This is a genomic window from Gammaproteobacteria bacterium (ex Lamellibrachia satsuma) (genome assembly GCA_019623805.1).
Lineage (GTDB): Bacteria > Pseudomonadota > Gammaproteobacteria > Chromatiales > Chromatiaceae > QGON01.
Genome location: CP053680.1, coordinates 1688143 through 1706110, shown reverse-complemented (window position 1 = coordinate 1706110; position 17968 = coordinate 1688143). Strand labels below are relative to the sequence as shown.

The 17968-nt window shown below is 52.9% G+C and carries 10 protein-coding genes; 6 read left to right on the top strand and 4 right to left on the bottom strand.

The features are described from left to right. Nucleotides 1-350: 350 nt before the first annotated feature. The 4 genes from HPY30_07160 (at nucleotide 351) to nhaA (ending at nucleotide 7367) form a co-directional block, all read left to right on the top strand. Entirely contained in the window at nucleotides 351-1526 is a 1176-nt protein-coding gene (locus tag HPY30_07160; protein QYZ65788.1) for an ABC transporter substrate-binding protein, read from the top strand. 74 nt (nucleotides 1527-1600) lie between these two features. Further along, the gene (locus HPY30_07155; GenBank protein ID QYZ65787.1) at nucleotides 1601-3757 is read left to right on the top strand and encodes a methyl-accepting chemotaxis protein; all 2157 of its coding nucleotides are present in this window, start codon (nucleotides 1601-1603) and stop codon (nucleotides 3755-3757) included. A gap of 584 nt (nucleotides 3758-4341) precedes the next feature. Then, nucleotides 4342-5943, top strand: a complete 1602-nt coding sequence (locus tag HPY30_07150) for a cation:proton antiporter (protein ID QYZ65786.1) — start codon at nucleotides 4342-4344, stop codon at nucleotides 5941-5943. Nucleotides 5944-6008: 65 nt separating this feature from the next. Beyond that, nucleotides 6009-7367 carry a Na+/H+ antiporter NhaA gene (gene nhaA, locus HPY30_07145; protein QYZ65785.1) on the top strand — a complete coding sequence of 453 codons (1359 nt, stop codon included), beginning with the start codon at nucleotides 6009-6011 and terminating at the stop codon, nucleotides 7365-7367. A gap of 18 nt (nucleotides 7368-7385) precedes the next feature. On the opposite strand, the gene HPY30_07140 is transcribed toward nhaA, so the two are convergent. The 4 genes from HPY30_07140 to HPY30_07125 are packed head-to-tail and all read right to left on the bottom strand — an operon-like array spanning nucleotide 7386 to nucleotide 14684. After that, complete coding sequence (locus HPY30_07140; protein ID QYZ65784.1) at nucleotides 7386-8567, bottom strand: EAL domain-containing response regulator; 1182 nt, start codon at nucleotides 8565-8567, stop codon at nucleotides 7386-7388. Then, a complete protein-coding gene (locus HPY30_07135) occupies nucleotides 8560-8952 on the bottom strand; it encodes a response regulator (GenBank protein ID QYZ65783.1) in 393 nt (130 codons plus the stop codon). Before HPY30_07135 ends, HPY30_07140 begins: the two co-directional genes overlap by 8 nt. Beyond that, on the bottom strand, nucleotides 8949-12254 hold the full coding sequence (locus tag HPY30_07130) for a PAS domain S-box protein (protein ID QYZ65782.1): 3306 nt from the start codon (nucleotides 12252-12254) through the stop codon (nucleotides 8949-8951). Before HPY30_07130 ends, HPY30_07135 begins: the two co-directional genes overlap by 4 nt. A 48-nt stretch (nucleotides 12255-12302) precedes the next feature. Then, entirely contained in the window at nucleotides 12303-14684 is a 2382-nt protein-coding gene (locus HPY30_07125; GenBank protein QYZ65781.1) for a DUF3365 domain-containing protein, read from the bottom strand. A 281-nt stretch (nucleotides 14685-14965) separates the two neighbouring features. Here HPY30_07125 and HPY30_07120 point away from each other — a divergent pair, with 281 nt between their 5' ends. Next, entirely contained in the window at nucleotides 14966-17461 is a 2496-nt protein-coding gene (locus HPY30_07120; protein QYZ65780.1) for a hypothetical protein, read from the top strand. A gap of 209 nt (nucleotides 17462-17670) precedes the next feature. Beyond that, the gene (rpoZ, locus tag HPY30_07115) at nucleotides 17671-17946 is read left to right on the top strand and encodes a DNA-directed RNA polymerase subunit omega (protein ID QYZ65779.1); all 276 of its coding nucleotides are present in this window, start codon (nucleotides 17671-17673) and stop codon (nucleotides 17944-17946) included. Nucleotides 17947-17968: the final 22 nt, after the last annotated feature.

The window sequence follows — 17968 nt, the reverse complement described above, 5'->3', positions numbered from 1 at the left end:
CAAAAACCTGAGAGTTAGTAGTGAATTTCACACTTGTGAGAGTGTGAGTGCAATCAGTTGTCCTCAATCTGCCGCTTTGCGGACCTTCATGAAAATTGAGTAAAACCAATCTTTTTTTGAACAAACCTCCCCTCTGTGCCCACATTGAAGCAATCCCAGCTTAAAAACTATCAAATTCATAAGGTTAAGAGTTCCTGTAAATTCTTATATAAAGTTTTTTTTCTTATTGCCGACAAGTCAAGACAGTAGCGTATTTGTTGCTATTGCCTCAATGAGAGTTGGGGCTGATCTTCATCAACTGCGTTCAGGTTATCGGATAACAAAAATACTAAATCTCTAAGGAAGTAGTTATGAACCGCAAAAGAACTTTTTCTATTCGAAAAACCACGATTTTTACAGTGTTGGCCTGTGCCATGGGTATAACCAGTGTCCAGGCCGCAGAGATAAAAGTGGGCATGTCCACGGCCTTGAGTGGCCCTGCACAGGCCTTGGGTCAGGGGATGAAAATGGGTGTCGAAGCCTATTTTAACCAGGTCAATCAATCTGGAATCAATGGAAATACATTGAAGCTGGTGGCGCTGGATGATGGCTATGAACCGGCCAGGGCTGCGCCCAATATGCGTAAACTGATTGATGAGGAAAATGTACTTGCCGTCATGGGCAATGTGGGAACACCTACTGCCATCGTCAGTGTACCCATTGCCAACGAGAAAAAGACCCTGCTGTTTGGTGCCTTCACCGGCGCGGGTGTACTGCGTCAAACCCCGCCTGATCGATACATCATCAATTACCGTGCGAGCTACGCTGAAGAGACAGCAGCCATGATCGATGGTCTTCTCAGCTCGGGTATCAAGCCTGAAGAGGTCGCCTTCTTCACCCAGAATGACGGCTATGGCGATGCCGGTTACAAAGGTGCCATGAAGGCCCTAAAGGCGAAGGGTGTGGCAAATCCGGAAAAGCTGGCCCATGGCCGTTATACCCGCAATACACTGAATGTGGAAGATGGCCTGGGCACCATCCTGGATGCGGAAGTCGAGCCTAAAGCTGTGATCATGGTGGGTGCCTACGGTCCTTGCGCCAAGTTCATTAAGATGGCCAAAGAGGATTTGCCGGACACCAAGTTTCTAAATGTCTCCTTTGTCGGCAGTACTGCACTGGCCAAGGCCTTGGGCGACAAGGGCGATGGTGTGATCGTGACCCAGGTGGTCCCCCATTTCGAGGTAGACCTCGCAACCGTGAAAGAGTATCAGGAAGCGCTCAAGTCCTATGATGCCACTGCCGAACCCGGCTTTGTCTCCCTCGAAGGCTATCTGGTCGCCAAGTTATTCGTGGAAGGTTTGAAGAAAGCGGGTGCATCGCCAAATCGCGAGAGCCTCATTGATGCACTGGAGTCTTTGAGCTCCCCCAATGTTGATATCGGCACCAAGGTGGGATTTAGCAAAACAGAGCATCAGGCAAGCCACAAGTTATGGCCGACCATGCTGAAACAGGGAAAGTTCGTCGCCTTTAACTGGTCTGAGATCTAAAGTTGGAAAAACGGGAGGGGGAACCCTCCCGCACAAACGTCGATGATAGTTGGAAGCATCAAGGCTAAAGAATAATGAATAAAATCAATCTTACAATCAAAGGGCTATTGATCGTTTGGGTCGCGACTGCGGTAACGGCTGTTTTGATTCAGGTCATCATCTCTCTGAATTCCTATCAGAATATCTCTGAGAATCAGCAGGCCGTTTCTAATAAGGCTTTGCCTCTCCAGGCAGCAAACCGCGAATTCAAACAGAGCATCATGGGAATTCTGGCTCGCCAAGCCGGCATCCTCAGCGCAGATTCAACCGGCAAACTCAAAGACCTGAATGCCCGGGAAGGATTGGAGCAGACATTCACCGCAGCGATGAACCGGGCGCAAGTGGTAGCGGGGAACGATGAAAGCATCAAGCAACCACTTGTGACGCTCAACGAGGCCTTCATCAATTTTCTAAGCATGGATACGGCGCTACTTGAGAAAAAGAAGGCTACTCTTCATATCGATGAGGAGCAGGCAAAGTACGCTGTGGAGATGGAAGCGGTAACAAAAAATATTCAAGAGTCATCGGAGGCCATTGCAGGAAAAATCACCTTCGAGAAAAAACGTGCAACCCGCCGGATTCGTAAGCTGCATAAGAAAATCAAGGGTATTGAGTACATAGATGATATAGATGATCCGCAGATCATCTGGCGTTTTCGCGACCAGGTTGGAGAGCATCTATTAAGTCGTACCTCCAATCTTCAGAAGGAGAGCGAGAATATCCGCACCGGCGTTGCATTGACGGCCTCGTTAGGGCAGCGAATGATGTTGGCGCAATCTCCAGATACATTGAACAGCATCAAGGATAATCAGCTTGCCCAGGTTTTTCAGTCCGTTACGAGCTCTATGGAAAAGATAAAAGCGAAAATCGCCGATAATGCTGAGCTGAAACAACCTATTGATAATTTGTACCGCGAATTCAGTTCATTGAAAGAGATGATGTACGGAGATCACTCTATTCTGAATCTTCAGAGAGAGAGCATTAAGTTATCTGATGAGATGCAAGCGCTGTTAATAGATGTGCAATCCAGCAGTGATGCTATGAATGAAGCGATTAAAGCTGTGGTCAGTGCGGTTGATCGGATTTATACAGCGGCTGAAGCAGAGGCAAAGCAGGTTTTCAACCAGAGTCAGACTATCCAGTTGAGTACTGCCGTAACGGCATTGATAGTTTTATTGTTTTTCAGTGTGATCGCTTTAAGGCGGGTAAACCGTCCTCTCGCCATGGCCACTCGGGCCATGCGCAGCTTTGCTGAAGGCGACCTGTCAAATCGCATGGCCTACCAGGGAAAAGATGAGTTTGCTGCATTGGCCAATGACTTTAATGAATTGGCGGAAAAAATCGGCGGCCTAATCGCTGATATTCACAGCTCCAGCAACAATCTGACTTCAGGCGCTGAAGGCCTCTCGGTTGTGTCAACACAAACCAATCAGGGGATGGAGAGGCAGCAGAATGAAACTGCACAAGTTGCAACGGCCATGACTGAAATGTCTGTCAGCGTGCAGGATGTTGCGAGAAATGCGGCCGAAGCCGAGCAAGTGGCACAACTCGCCAATAACGAAGCAGCTAAAGGACGCCTGGTGGTAAATGAGGCTGTGGCTGCTACATCGGATATGGCTGGTGAAGTACGGAATGTCTCTTCTGTCATCCATAAGCTGGAAGAGGAAAGTGATGCCATCGGGACAGTCGTGGATGTGATTCGTGGTATTGCCGAGCAGACAAATCTGCTTGCGCTAAATGCTGCCATCGAAGCGGCCAGGGCAGGTGAACAAGGCCGTGGGTTTGCTGTTGTTGCGGACGAGGTACGAACACTCGCAGGTCGAACCCAGGAGTCGACCCAAGAGATCCAGAAAATCATTGAAAGACTTCAGCAAGGAGCCAAGAACGCGGTTGCTGTAATGGATCAAGGTCAGGAAAAGGCCAAAGACAGCCAAGACAAAGTGGAAAATGCAGGTCGCACATTAACCGAGATCATCCAGGCTGTGGAAAAGATCAAAGAGATGAATGTGCATATTGCCACCGCTGTTGAACAACAGGGTGCAGTTGCTGAGGAGGTCAATCAGAGCGTGGTTTCCATCAGTAACCTCGCTTCTCAAACTGCTGAAGGCGCGAAACATACGGCCTCTGCCAGTCAGGAGCAGACACGATTGGCTATGGAGCTTCAAAAGATGGCATCAAAATTCTCTGTTTAAATCTGTCACTATCAGATATTTCAGTCGGTGATACATTGGCTAGTGGGCCATGCGGAAAGTAAGGAAACAGATTTCATTCATTTGTGGTGCCTGGCAAGGCGCAAGACCGCCGCTGTAGCCATTCTACAGCATGCATCTTGCAATGACGGCAGACGCCGCGAAGGGATAAAGCTGTGAACTTATTTTCCGCATGGCCTACTAGGTGGATATATCCACGTAAAACGTCACGTTAGGTTCCGTCATCGGATTGACAGCCCACGCCTTGGCCAAAGAGAAAGCGCGCTGTCTGGCCAGTGGGATGGTGGAACATGTGACAAAGCCCATCGATGTGGATATTCTGGTCGAAGCGATTCAGCAAAGCGTCAATTCAAGCGGTCCGATGCCATTCAGATAATCGGCTGGCCCACTTGATGCGGGGCTTTTTTGTCGGTGATATCCTACTGTTCCCTGTATTGAGTGGTGTCATAATGTAGCAAGTCGAGGGTGGAATTTTCACTGTTCCGACAATGGTGATTGATGAAGGACAAAGCTGTTTCAGGACTCATTGGAAATCACATTTTTGCATTGCAATCTGAATAGTTATCATGGATTTTGAATGGGTCGCCGTTGCGCTGGGAGATGTTGCCTGGATCTCACTGGCTTTTTGTCTGGGTTTTCTGGCAAGACAGATTGGGCTGCCACCGCTGGTGGGGTTTCTGGCGACAGGTTTCGTGCTCAATTACCTGGGTATCGTAAGCGGCGAGATGCTACAGAAGCTTGCGGATCTGGGTATCACCCTGCTGCTGTTCACCGTTGGCCTTAAGCTGAATCTTAAGGTCCTGATAAGACCTCAGGTCTGGTCGGTGACACTCCTGCATATCGCCCTCATTATTGTCCTCTTCGGGGCGGCAATATTTGTGCTTGCCTTGATGAGTGTGCCGCTCTTCTCCGGTCTGGATCTCAAGCTTTCGTTGATGCTTGCCTTTGCATTGAGTTTTTCCAGTACGGTATTCGTCGTCAAGGTGCTGGAGGAGAAAGGGGAGATGAAGTCCCTGCATGGCCGGATCGCTATCGGCATCCTGGTGATGCAGGATCTGGCTGCAGTCATCTTTCTGGCGGCATCCACAGGGAAGCTCCCGTCACTCTGGGCACTGTCGCTGTTTCTGCTTATCCCGCTACGACCGGTGTTGCACCATCTGTTACAGAAAACGGGACATGGTGAACTGTTAATTCTGTATGGTCTGGTGCTGGCATTGGGTGGTGCTGAACTCTTTGAGTTGGCTGGAGTGAAGGATGATTTGGGAGCGCTCATCGTGGGGGTGTTGATTTCAGCCCACCCCAAATCGGTGGAGATGGCCAAATCGATGCTGGGTTTCAAGGACCTGTTTCTGGTGGGTTTCTTTCTCTCCATCGGCATGTCAGGTCAGCTTTCGTTGGAGGCGTTGATCATAGGAGCCCTATTGGTGCCTTTTGTTTTCGTTAAATCCGCGATCTTTTTTGCGCTGATGACCCGTTTCAAACTTCGGGCGCGGACCTCCCTGCTGGCAACGCTTAACCTGACCAACTACAGTGAATTCGGCTTGATCGTTGCGGCGATTGGCGTATCGAGTGGTTGGCTGGATGGTGAGTGGCTGGTGGTTATCGCTATTGCACTCTCCCTCTCGTATGTCGTGGCGGCCCCATTAAACAGCAGGGATGACAAAATCTACAGCACATTCAGAGATTTTTTATGGAAGTTTCAGCGCAGGGAGAGGCTTCCGGATGATACGATTCTGGATACGCTCGGTGCGACCATCGCCATCTTCGGCATGGGCAGGGTAGGCAGTGGCGCTTACGAGAAGATGCGTGCACTTCATGGTGAAACTGTCGTCGGTATCGATTTTGATGCCGATTTGGTCAAGGGACACCAATCGATGGGACGCAAAGCGCTACATGGCGACCCAAGCGATGCGGACTTCTGGGATAAAATAGAGCAAGGACACAGTATCGAACTCATCATGCTGGCGCTGCCGAATCTTCAGGCTAATCTGGATGCCCTGGAGCAACTGCAGGAGATATCTTTCTCCGGACGTATTGCTGCAACGGCAAGATTTTCAGATGAGGTGGAAGTGTTGCGACAGTCTGGTGCGACCGCTGTTTTCAATATCTACACTGAAGCTGGCGCCGGCTTTGCTGAACATGTTGAGGATCTAGGTCATGCCCAATGAAACAAGGTCGCTGGAATGGTCTTTGACTGGATTTCCAGTGTTCTCCAGTAGAGTTATTTGATTTGATGAAAAAAACGACGAAAAAAGAGTTTGTCGCTCCCTGGGAAAAGGCCTTTGATCGGGTATTAACCCCTCTGGACGAGTTTATCCACCGACAGACTACCAGCGGTGTTCTGCTGATGTTGTGTGCGGTTGTGGCGCTCTATGTTGCCAACAGCCAATGGAATGAGGCCTACCATCACCTGCTGGAGCTGCCGTTTACGATTGGCATGCCGGGGTTCCAACTATCCAAGTCGCTGCATCACTGGATCAACGACGGTTTGATGGCGATGTTCTTTTTTGTGGTCGGATTGGAACTCAAACGTGAGATTCTGGTGGGGGAACTTGCCGACCCGAAACAGGCGGTGCTGCCGATAGTTGCAGCCATTGGCGGCATGCTGGTGCCGGTTTTTTTCTACATCAGTTTCAATCCGGAGGGGCACACCTTAAATGGCTGGGGTGTGCCTATGGCCACCGATATTGCTTTTGCTCTGGGCGCCTTGGCATTGCTGGGCAAGCGGGTCCCCAAGAACCTGCTGACATTTCTGGTGGCACTGGCGATTGTCGACGATCTGGGCGCCGTTTTGGTCATTGCGCTGTTCTATACAGAGACTATCAATATTCCTGCCCTGGTCATTGCCGCTGCCATGCTGGCACTGCTGGTTTCATTGAACCTCGGTGGAATACGCCGCCCTTTACCCTATATTCTGCTGGGTATTGTGCTCTGGATAGCGATGCTGAAGAGTGGCGTTCATGCAACGCTTGCAGGCATCTTTCTGGCCTTCACCATTCCCATGCGTCCAAAGTATGATCCGGAGCGTTTTCTGTCGCAGATCAATGGGATGGTTGAACAGATCAAACGGGCCTACCGGCGTGAAGAGAATATCGTCATCAATGACGAAATGCGGTCACGGGTTCGGGCCTTGGGAGAGGGTGTGCTGCTGGTGCAGGCGCCCGCTCAGATTCTGGAACGCAAGATGCACCTGCCGTCTGCCTATCTGGTAATCCCCATCTTTTCTCTGGCAAATGCAGGTATCCCAATCGACTGGTCCTCTTTGGGCAGTATCGTTGCTCACCCGGTTTCTATGGGCATAGCTGTTGGTTTGGTTCTGGGGAAATTGATTGGCATTGCAGGTTTCTCCTGGGTTGCCGTGAAACTCGGTTTGACCTCGCTGCCACACGGCTTGAACTTCAAGCACATTGTCGGTGTAGCCCTGATGGGTGGGATCGGTTTTACCATGTCGATATTCATTGCGGAACTGGGTTTTGCTCACCATGCTGAAGATCTACTGATGGCAAAAACCGGGATTCTGTTTGCCTCGGCGCTGGCTGGGGTTTCGGGTTTTCTATGGCTCTATTTTACGTATGAGAAGAGTGCCGATTAGCTTTCCATCCGTCGAGGCTCACTGAAGGTGGTTTCTAACCCAGTTAGGCAATTGTCCGCCCGGCATCGGTTTTGCAATGAAGTAACCTTGAGCGACGTCGCAGCCTAGGTCTGACAGAAGATCCCATGTCTCCTGGCTCTCTATGCCTTCGGCAACCACCTTCATACCCAGTTCGTGTCCCAGCAGGATAGTCATCTTCACGATAGCCAGCGCCTCCTTGTCGGAGGTGGCCCGCATGACAAAGGACTTGTCGATCTTCATCTCGGAAAATGGGATGCGGTGTAACTGCTGCAGAGATGAGTAACCCGTACCAAAATCATCGATTGAGAGTTTGATCTGTTTCATTCTAAGGCGGGTTAGAATGTCGAGGGATTTGATCAGCTCCTGCATGAGGGTGGTTTCAGTCACTTCAAGGGTGACCTGGTCAGGCCCCAGGCCATACTGCCCAATCTTCACGTCAATCAATTCCGGCAGATTGAGGTCTTTGAAATTACACGGCGCCATGTTGATGGCGACGCGTGTCTTCAGGCCCGCAGCCATCCACTCGCTGACTTGTTTGAATGCTTGCTGAAGCACCTCTGCGGAGAGCCTGTCCATCAATCCGGATTGTTCCGCCAACGGGATGATGATATCCGGCATAAGCAGACCGTGGGCCGGGTGGCGCCAGCGAATCAGGGCCTCCACGCCAACAAGTGAATTATCGGAAAAATTCACTTGTGGTTGAAAATGGGGTTCCAGTTCGCCATTGTCGATCGCCTGTTGCAGCTCCTGTTCAGAGGGAAACTCAAGGAATTCGATTGCATCGCGTGGTCTGTTTTTAGATGGGTAAACAATCGCGTTGAGCATATCCTCCAGTTCTCTGTAGCGGATCGGTTTGGTCAATGTACCGACGACGTGGAGACCCTGTTCTGAGGCGAGTTTTTGTGCGGAGTGGAGCACGCCGGTGTCATAGCCACTGATCAGTATGATAGAGGCAGTTGAAGAGCGCTCAGCCATAGTGCGCAGGAGTTCCACTCCATCGCGTCCAGGCATGATCAGGTCGAGTACGACCAGGTCAATGTCGTCCGAGAAGAATGCTTCGAAGCTGTCCGGGCGGTGAATGGAGATCGCTTCATAACCTAAATCCAGCGCGACATCACGCACAAACACGCCGATATCCGGTTCATCATCGATTACCAGCAATTTTCTCTTGTCAGCCATGATTTGTGTTGCCTATTGCTTTACGCAACAGCGCTTCAACCTCCTCCAGGCGAAAAGGTTTGGCGAGTGTGCCCAGTAGATTGAGTCCATGTGCCGTGGCGATCTGGCCAGCGCCTCTGAGCAGGGCCTTGTCATAACCGCTGACCATAATGATGGCGGCTTTGCACCCCTGCTCGGCCAGTGTGTTGATCAACTCAAATCCATCGGTATCCGGCATGAAAAGGTCGATCACCATCACATCATGGCGGGATTGGGTTTCTGCTTCCAGAAGTGCTTTTGCGCTGATGGATACTTCTGACTCAAAGCCGGTCATCTCGCCGACATCCGCGATCAGTGCGGCCATTTCCGGATCGTCATCAACGACAATAAGGCGTGGTTTACTCACGACTCCTCTCCATCCAGGGTCTCTCGAATGCGTTTCATCAGATCCTCTCTGCTATAGGGTTTTGTCAGGAGATTGGCGGCAACGCGCGCCTGATAATTTCTGGCGGCCGCCTTTTTGGTGAAGCCTGATGTGAACAATACCTTGAGGCCGGGGTTGAGTTCATTAGCCTGTTCCGCCAGTTCATAACCGTTCATACCACCGGGCATCACCACATCGCTGAACAGCAGCTTGATATCGTCTTTGGATTTGAGGATCGCAAGGGCTTCCGGCCCTCTGGTCGCAGTATAGATTCTGTAACCTGCCTCTTCCAGGTAGTCTCTGGCCAGATCCAGCAGGTCGTTTTCGTCGTCGACCACCAGAATTGTCTCATGGCCTTGAGAGACGAGGATTTCCTTAGTGTTTGTCTGTGGAGCCTGCTTCGCTGCTTCAATAGTACGAGGCAGATAGAGCCGGATGGTGGTGCCGACCCCGGCCTCCGAATAGGCTTTGACGTAACCGTAGGATCGCTGGGCAAATCCGTACACCATGCTCAGTCCCAGGCCGGTACCCCTATCTGGTGGTTTGGTGGTAAAGAAGGGGTCGAATATTTGCTCCATGATCTCCACCGGGATACCGCTGCCGTTATCGCTCACCGCCAATTGCAGATAGTCGCCGGGGGCAATGGTGGGATTCAGCTCGGTATATGCCGCGTCCAGCTGCCTGTTGGCGGTCTCAATAGTGAGTTTTCCTCCCTGCGGCATGGCGTCGCGGGCGTTGAGGATCAGGTTCAGCAGGGCATCCTCGAGATCGCCGGGGTCGATATGGGTTCGCCAGGGGGCGTCGGTCAGCTGCAGTTCCACCTCCACCTCCGGGGTCACCGAACGGGCAATCAAACTCTCCATGCCCCGTATCACCTGGTTGATGTCGGTGGGACGTGTCTCCTGTGACTGCTTGCGGGAAAATCCCAACAGCTGCCGGGTCAGATCGGCGGCGCGCAGGGCTGCCTTTGATGCGGAGTCCACCCGCTTGAGAGATTTGTCGTTGTCTTCAACCAGACGTTTGAGAAAGTCGAGGTTGCCGATAATGATGCCCAGCAGATTGTTGAAGTCGTGGGCGATGCCGCCGGTGAGCTGACCGATGGCGTCCATCTTCTGGGCGCGGCGCAAGACTTGTTCAGCGGCTTTCTGACCGGTCAGGTCGGTCACAAATGCCACTGCCGCCAAAGTTGCGCCTGTGTCTGTGTGTAAGGTGATAGCGTTGAAATAGACCGGGATGTTATGGCCATCACAGTGGCGTAGCTCGACCTCATAGTTGCGTCTGCTGGTTGTATCTATCCGTCCCATTTGTGTCCGGAAAATTTTCTGGTTCACTTCATCAGAGAAATCCAGGGGGGATCTTCCTGTCATTTCATCTGCCTGATAACCCAGCATCTCGCACAAGCGCTGATTCACTTCCAGAGTCTGGTGGTCAGGCCCAATCAACCAAACGCCTTCAGGCGCACCTTCAAAGATGGTGCGGTAACGCTCTTCACTGTTTTTCAGGGCCACCTCGGCCTGTTTGCGTCCTGTAATATCCCGCACAACGGCGATGAACTGTGGGCTGTCGGGTAACCTGCTGAGGCGGGCTTCGTACTGCCTGGGGCCTTGTGGCACTTCAAGACTATATTCGTATGTGGCCAGTCCTCCCTGTGTACTTACCTTAGCCAGATTATCATCAAACTGGGTGGCGATTGCGGGTGGAAGTACATCCTGCATGCGTTTGTCGAGGAAGGTCTCCGGCGGTACGTACAGGGCAGATGTTTGTTGGGCACGGTAGTCTCTTATAGTGCCGTCCCTGTCCATCAGGAAGAACAGGTCAGGCAGGGCCTGGAATACGGAATTCAATACCAGTTCGCCCTTACGCACCTTGGCTTCGGCCTGTTTGAGCTCGGTAAGGTCTACATCGATACTATACATCTCCGGTTCATTGTTTTTGTTCCGGAACATAACGTGGCTTGAAAAAACCTCTACCTGCGAACCGTCAGCCCTGCGAAGGGTCAGTTCCGAGGAAGGGATCTCTTCCTCCTCTTCCACCCAGGCATCGATGGCCGAAATTACCTGCTCACGCATTTCGTCTGGAATAATGAGGTCTTCCAACTGCTGACCGATGGCTTCATCTTCCGGATAACCATAGAGGGATTCGCTGGCTGGATTCCAGTAGATTATGCGGCGATTTTTGTCGCAGCCCTGCACGGCTATCGCATCGGTATGTTCGAACAGGCGGCTCAATCGTTCGTTGCTTTCCTGCATTTGGAACTCATCGAGCTTGCGTTTCGTAATGTCCTGGATGACTCCACTTAGCCCCAATACCTTCCCGCTTTCGTCCTGCAACTGCCTGGCCAGACAGTTGATCCAGCGGATTTCACCATCAGGACGGACAATGCGGTATTCCATGTCGTGTGCACGGCCATCCTCTACCGCGCACTGCAGGGATGAGAGCACAGGATTCCGGTCTTCCGGATGGAGCAGGCCAGTGAGAAATTCAGGGCCAACATTATCGGTGGCATCGATGCCAAAGATGCGAAAGATCTCATCCGACCAGGCAGCCTTCATTGTGCCGGCGTCGAGCGTCCAGTTTCCTATGTGGGCAAATGCCTGGGCTTCTTTCAGCAACTTCTGCTCACGGCCAAGTTGTTCCCTGCTCTCCAACAGCAAATCGTAATGAGCGTTGCGCCGTCGCTCGAAAAGGAAAAACAGAGTGCCCCCTGCCAGTCCAACCAGTACTACCACCACTCCAAGGATGTAAACCAGACGCTCAAACTGCCTGACTTGAGCAGCCATGTTCTGCTGAACGGCTGTTTCGGCCGCATCGGCGATGGTGATGACCTCCACAAAAACCTTGTCGAAGCGCTGATCCTCTCCCGATCCAGCTAGACTGCTTTGGGCTGTTTCAAGACGATTTAGTCCGACACTTTCAAAACGATCCATGTGATCCAGTGTCTTGAGGATCATGGCGCGGGGGATGGGATCATCGAGCGCCTGAAATTGCCCTTCCCGATTTTCTCCCCCCTCCAGCATTGCGTTGGCATACCAGCGTGCCTGGTTGAGATGCTGCCAAACCTGCTCCCGGTCCACCGTTGGGTCCTGTTGCACCAGCTCCTCGAACCAGAGGTGGTAGAGACTCAATTCATACTTGACCTCCATGGCAGCATCGATCAGGGGCGCGCTCTGCTTGGCGATTCTGAGCGCAATGCCTGAAGATGAGATGAGGATGGCCATGGCGGCCACCACGGCCAGGGTCACGATGACTATCACGCGTAGCGGTGAACTGCCTGTTGTCGTCATTTCTGTATGGCTCCTGCGATGCCATGGTTCGTATTACGAATGAACGGATCAATCATCAAGTGCCTCCCGCACCCGCCGGGCCAATTCAGCCTTGCCATAGGGTTTGCTTAACAGGGAAGCGGAGAAGCGTGCCTGACCATTTTGCGCCACTGCTTTTTTGGTGAAACCTGATGCAAGCAGTACCTTAAGTTTCGGATTTTTGGCGGTTGCCTGCTGGGCCAGTTCATAACCGCTCATGCCCGGCATCACCACGTCACTGAAAAGCAGATCTATCTGCCTGGATTTGTCCAGTATTTGCAGTGCTTGCCGGCCACTTCCCGCAACGACTGTTTGGTAACCGAGTGATTCCAGATGATTGCTGGCTATTTCTACCAGATCCGTCTCATCATCCACCACCAGGATGCTCTCGGTTCCTTTGGGTAATATTGCTTCGTTGTCGGCCGAGTGTGCGGAATTCTGAGGCTGGTCTCCTGAGCGGGGTAGGTAGAGATGAATGGTGGTGCCGATGCCAGGCTCGGAGTAGGCCTTGATATAGCCTTTGGAGCGTTGCACGAAACCATACACCATGCTCAAGCCCAGGCCGGTGCCTCTGCCCTCGGGTTTAGTGGTGAAGAAGGGTTCGAAGATGTGCTCCAGCGCCTTGGCGGGGATGCCGCTGCCGCTGTCACTGACAGCCAGTTGGACATAGTCACCCTTATCGACGATGGGATTTTGCCCCTCATAGATGGCATCGAGCACCCGGTTGGCGGTCTCGATGGTCAGGCTGCCACCGTTGGGCATGGCGTCCCGGGCATTGAGGACCAGGTTCAGCAGGGCGTCCTGCAAGTCGCCCTGGTCGATCTCGGTCAGCCAGAGTCCCTCCGCCAGCAGCAGTTCTACCTCTACTTCAGGGGTGACCGAGCGGGCGATCAGGCTCTCCATTCCCCAGATGACCTGGTTCAGATCTGTGGCGGTGATGTTTTTTGACTCGCGCCTTGAGAAACCGAGCAGTTGCTTGGTCAGATCTGCAGCACGCAAGGCTGCCTTGGTTGTGGTCTGCACCCGTTCACCGGCCTTTTTGTTATCCGCTACCAGCTGCTGGAGAAAGTCGAGATTGCCGAGCATGATGCCCAGCAGGTTGTTGAAGTCGTGGGCGATGCCGCCGGTGAGCTGTCCCACCGCCTCCATTTTTTGCGCCCGCTGCAGGCTCTCTTCGCTCTTCAGTCGATCGGTGATGTCGAGGAAAGTCGCCACTGCCCCCACGACTTCACCGTCTCGCCGGATCGGATAGGCGGAGAACTCCACCGGAAAACTGCTGCCATCCCGGCGCCAGAAGATGTCCTTGGCTGTGAGTGTCGCCTGACCGTCTCGCCAGGCGCCGGCGATGAGACACTCATCCAGTGAACGGGTTGTGCCGTCCGCCTTGCTATGGTGCATCATGGGGTGCATCTCTCTGCCGACCAATTCGCCGGCATGCTGATAACCCAGCATCCGAAGACAGGCCGGATTGACAATAGTGCAGCGCCCTTTTGCATCCAGGCCATAGATCGCCTCGGCGGTGGAATCGAGCAGATCCCGTACTTGCTGTTCACTCTCCCGGCGTGACGACTCGGCTGTCCGGCGCTGTTCCGCCATGTCGTTGAAGGCTGAGGCGAGGTCACACAACTCATCGTGTCCCTGAACCGGCACCCGGGCATCGTAATCACCCCTGGCCAGATCGCCCGCAACAGACTGGATCAGCGTCAGCCTGCGGGTGACCCATCTGCGCAGCAGCCAGGCGCCGAAGGCAAAGGCGAAGGCAAAGGCGAACAGGTGACCCCACATTTCAGTAATGCGTTGGGCCAACACCTCGTTCTCGATGAAATGGGCGGGTAGCTTGATACTCATCAGGCCGCGCAGATCACCCAGCTGGTAGTCATACGATGCGGCGTATGTTTCGCGGATGGTTTGTGGCGCTTCGTCACGTCCACCATGGCATTTCAGACAGTACTCCTCGGTCCAGATGGGGCTCGAGAAGTGGAAATAGGATTGCCCCTGTGAGTTCTTGAAGGGAACCAGGCGTTCTTTCTCCTTGGGGTTGGCGCGAAACCAAACCAATGCCTCCAGTTCGACTTCGTCGGCCTGATTGTCAGGGTTACGGGGGCGGTCGGAGACGTTGTTGAAGCTTAGTCCGCTGTCGCTCCAGTTCAGGAAGTCGTTGGAGATCCGGTTCATGGCGTGGGCCGGTAGAAAACCGAGGGTTTTCTTGTTCAGCGGCAGGCCGCTGTTGATGAATTGATGGTGATAGACCCGGCGGGTGGCCATCAGGACCCCTCGGATCTCCAACGCATCCTGGCGCAGGTTTGCCAGCATCTGCTCATGGGTCTGTCGGTAGCCGATGATCTCCACCAGGATAAAGGTGGCGATCAGCACCGAACCGAAAGCGAAAAGTAGTTTTGACTGAAGCTTCATTGCTTACAATATGTTGTCCTTAGTCATCTGAAAATAATAGAAGCACAGCTGGCTTTGGGCAACAGCTATCAGAATGTGGTGATGTCGTATTTTACTGATATTCCTCAACCTTCTTCCTGCTGGAAGGGGATTGGCGCTGGTGCGGCGGTTTGTGAATCAGACCATTGGATATGGGTAGATTGCCAAGGTTAAAGAGTCGTTGATATCTGCCGATAGTCTCATGCAAGAGGGGAGATTTTGGATGTCCCCATGGAAATGATGCTTTTCAAGGAGCGGGGAACGTGACTTTTTCCATTAAGCAGAAACTATTGGGGATTGTTGGGCTGTTGGTAGCGGCTTTAAGTGCCACCGGTCTCTACTGGGGATTTGTGCCGGCAATGGTCGATAATCGGCATAGTCAGGGCCTGGAGATAGCCAACCAACTTGCCGATCGTATTTTGGGAGCAGCGTCTCATCAGGCGCTTGAACGTGGACTTACCAACACCCTTATTGCGCAATTCAATCTCACGGGAAGTTTTGACTCCGCACTGATGGGCAAAGTCCGGGTGCAGCGGGAGCGAGCCGGGAAGGAGGTGCAGGTGGCCCTGGGATTGGCCGACTCGATCAGTCAGGAGGATTGGGTCAGCGGTTCATTTCTGAGGCAACTTTCAGCGTTTCGTCATGGCCGGGCTGCGGCCAATAAAGCCAGATCCGCCGTCGATGCCATGTTGTCTGGAGCCGGTGCGGGGATTGATTCCTCCCGCTGGATTGAGGTGATGACAGAGTATATCCGTTCGGGAGCCAGGTTACGGCTTGAGGCTTTTTTGGCGCAAGCGCCTGAAGAGATGGCCGTACAGATCAATCGATCGATCAAGCACTCAATCTGGTTGATTTCAGAACATGCGGGTTTGGAGCGGGCGCAGCTTGGCCGGGCCACGTCCCATCGCCAGCCTCTATCAGAGGACGAACTTGCGGCCCTTAACGCCAATCGTGCCATCGTCGATGAGCATTTCGGATTGTTGGATGAAGGCATCGAGCAGTTGCTTTATCAAATAGGGGATGTCGATCAGCAGGCCGCGGATGATGTGTCCAAGGCGCTGCAAAAGGCGAAAAGCGTTTTCCTCGGCGGGTATCAACAACTCAGAGAGCGGATATATGCACAGCGGGAGACGGGCGAGTATCCCGTCACCTCTCAAGAGTGGCTGAAGGCCTCAACCCAGGCTATAGATACCGTGCTTGATCTGAACCGGGCCGTCAGTCGCTTGGCGGCCTATGGCCTTGGGCTTGCGAAGAGTCGCTCAGAAGTTCAACTTTGGCTGACCTCGGTGCTTATGTTGCTGGGGTTGCTGCTTGCCGCGTCTGGTATAGCCGGTGTACTTTCAATTACCCGCCGGATTGAACACTTTGAAACAACCCTTGTAGATGGAATCAAGACTAAAGATCTGACTCTGCGGCTGCCTGCGGACAAGATGGATGAGTTGGGTCATATGGCCAAGGCATACAATCAGCTTTCGGCGCAGATCGAAACGCTTGTCACTCAGTCGATGAAGGCGGCTGTCTCGGTTGCAAATGCCGCCACAAAGATGGGGGATGTGGCCAAGCAGACCCTAAACGGCATTCAAATACAGCAGCTCGAAACAGGAGAGGTTACGGACAATATTGACCAGATGGTGGTCAGTATCAGGGAGGTGGCGGCGAACTCCAATCAGGCTTCCGAGTCGGCTAATCAAGCCAGGCAGCTGGCGGCGGAAGGTATGGGCGTAACCCAGGACAGTATCTCGGCCATCAATGCGCTGGCCAAGGATATTCAACAGGCTGAAGGGGTGATGCACCAGCTGGAAACCCATAATCAGGAGATCGGCGGTATCGTGGCAGTGATTCGCGGTATCGCCGAGCAGACCAACCTGTTGGCCCTGAATGCAGCGATTGAAGCGGCCAGGGCAGGTGATTCGGGACGGGGGTTCGCCGTTGTTGCGGATGAAGTGCGGAATCTTGCCCAGAGCACGCAGGAGTCCACCCAGGAGATTGAAAGTATTATTGACCGGCTCAAAGGCTCAACGGACGAGGCGGTAGTGGTTATGAAGCGGAGCAGTGAACAGGCCGTGGAGAGTGTTTCCCGGGCTGATGAAACCGGTGTGGCATTGAATGCTATCAGTGAATCGGTCAACACTATTACTGACATCAATGCCTTGATTGCAGAGTCTACGGAGGGGCAAGTCACAATCTTTTCCGGTTTGTCGCAGAATATGCAGTCCAACATTCAGCAGTTCTCCCAGCTCTCGTCCATGAGCGCGGATCAAACCCGTGACTCAAGTGTGCAGTTGGGCGATGCGGTGGGGGAGCTGCAGTTGTTTGTCAACGAGTACACGGTTAGCGGGCAGATCCACAGTAAGCTTCAGGCCTCCAAGTACACCCACCTTGCCTGGAAGACCCGCATAAGGGGTTTTCTGGACGGCACCTCCACAGTGACTCAGGATGAAGTGGTTTCCCATCTCCATTGTGACTTCGGGAAGTGGTATCACTCAGCTGATGCCAGTGAATACATGAATATCCCGGAAATGGTAGCTATTGACAGGCCACATGAAGAACTTCATCAAGCGATAACCGAGGTCGTCAAGCTCAAGGACCAGGGCAGAACAGAGGCAGCAGAGTCCCTTTTCCAGAAAATCGATCTACTCTCCAGCGAGGTCGTCTCTCTTATCGAGCAAGTGGAGCAGCATTTGGGTATTGCTGTAGCGCCTTCCAAGAGCAATCGGGAAGATGCTTTCACGAAAGCCGTGGATGATGTGTTGTTCTAACTCGGATTTCGGCGTTCAATTTACCTGGTAGGGTGCGCCATGCGCACCGGAAAAAGCAGCAATCATGGTGCGCGGGTTGCATCCTACGTTCGTCACCCCATGCGGACCAGGCAGTAGGCTGCGGGCGTGGAAGTTTGAGGCTGGTTCGTATACCATGAGAAGTTCCCTGTGCGGTTCAGTCCGCTTTGTTACCCGGAGTGAAAGTAAAGATGGCTCGCGTTACCGTTGAAGATTGTCTCGATTACGTGGATAACCGGTTTGATCTGGTCCTGCTGGCGACCAAGCGTGCCCGGCAGCTGGTCAATGGCGTGGAGCCGCTGATACCTTGGGAAAATGACAAACCGACGGTGGTGGCGCTGCGGGAGATTGCCGACGGTCTGATCACTCACCAGGACGTGGATGCCGCAAATATGGCGAAACAGGATGTTGTGGTTGATGACGGTGCTGCGTTCGATGCCTCTCCAATGGTACAGCCTGGCGCATAATTCTCCCTGTTTACGCCGCAGG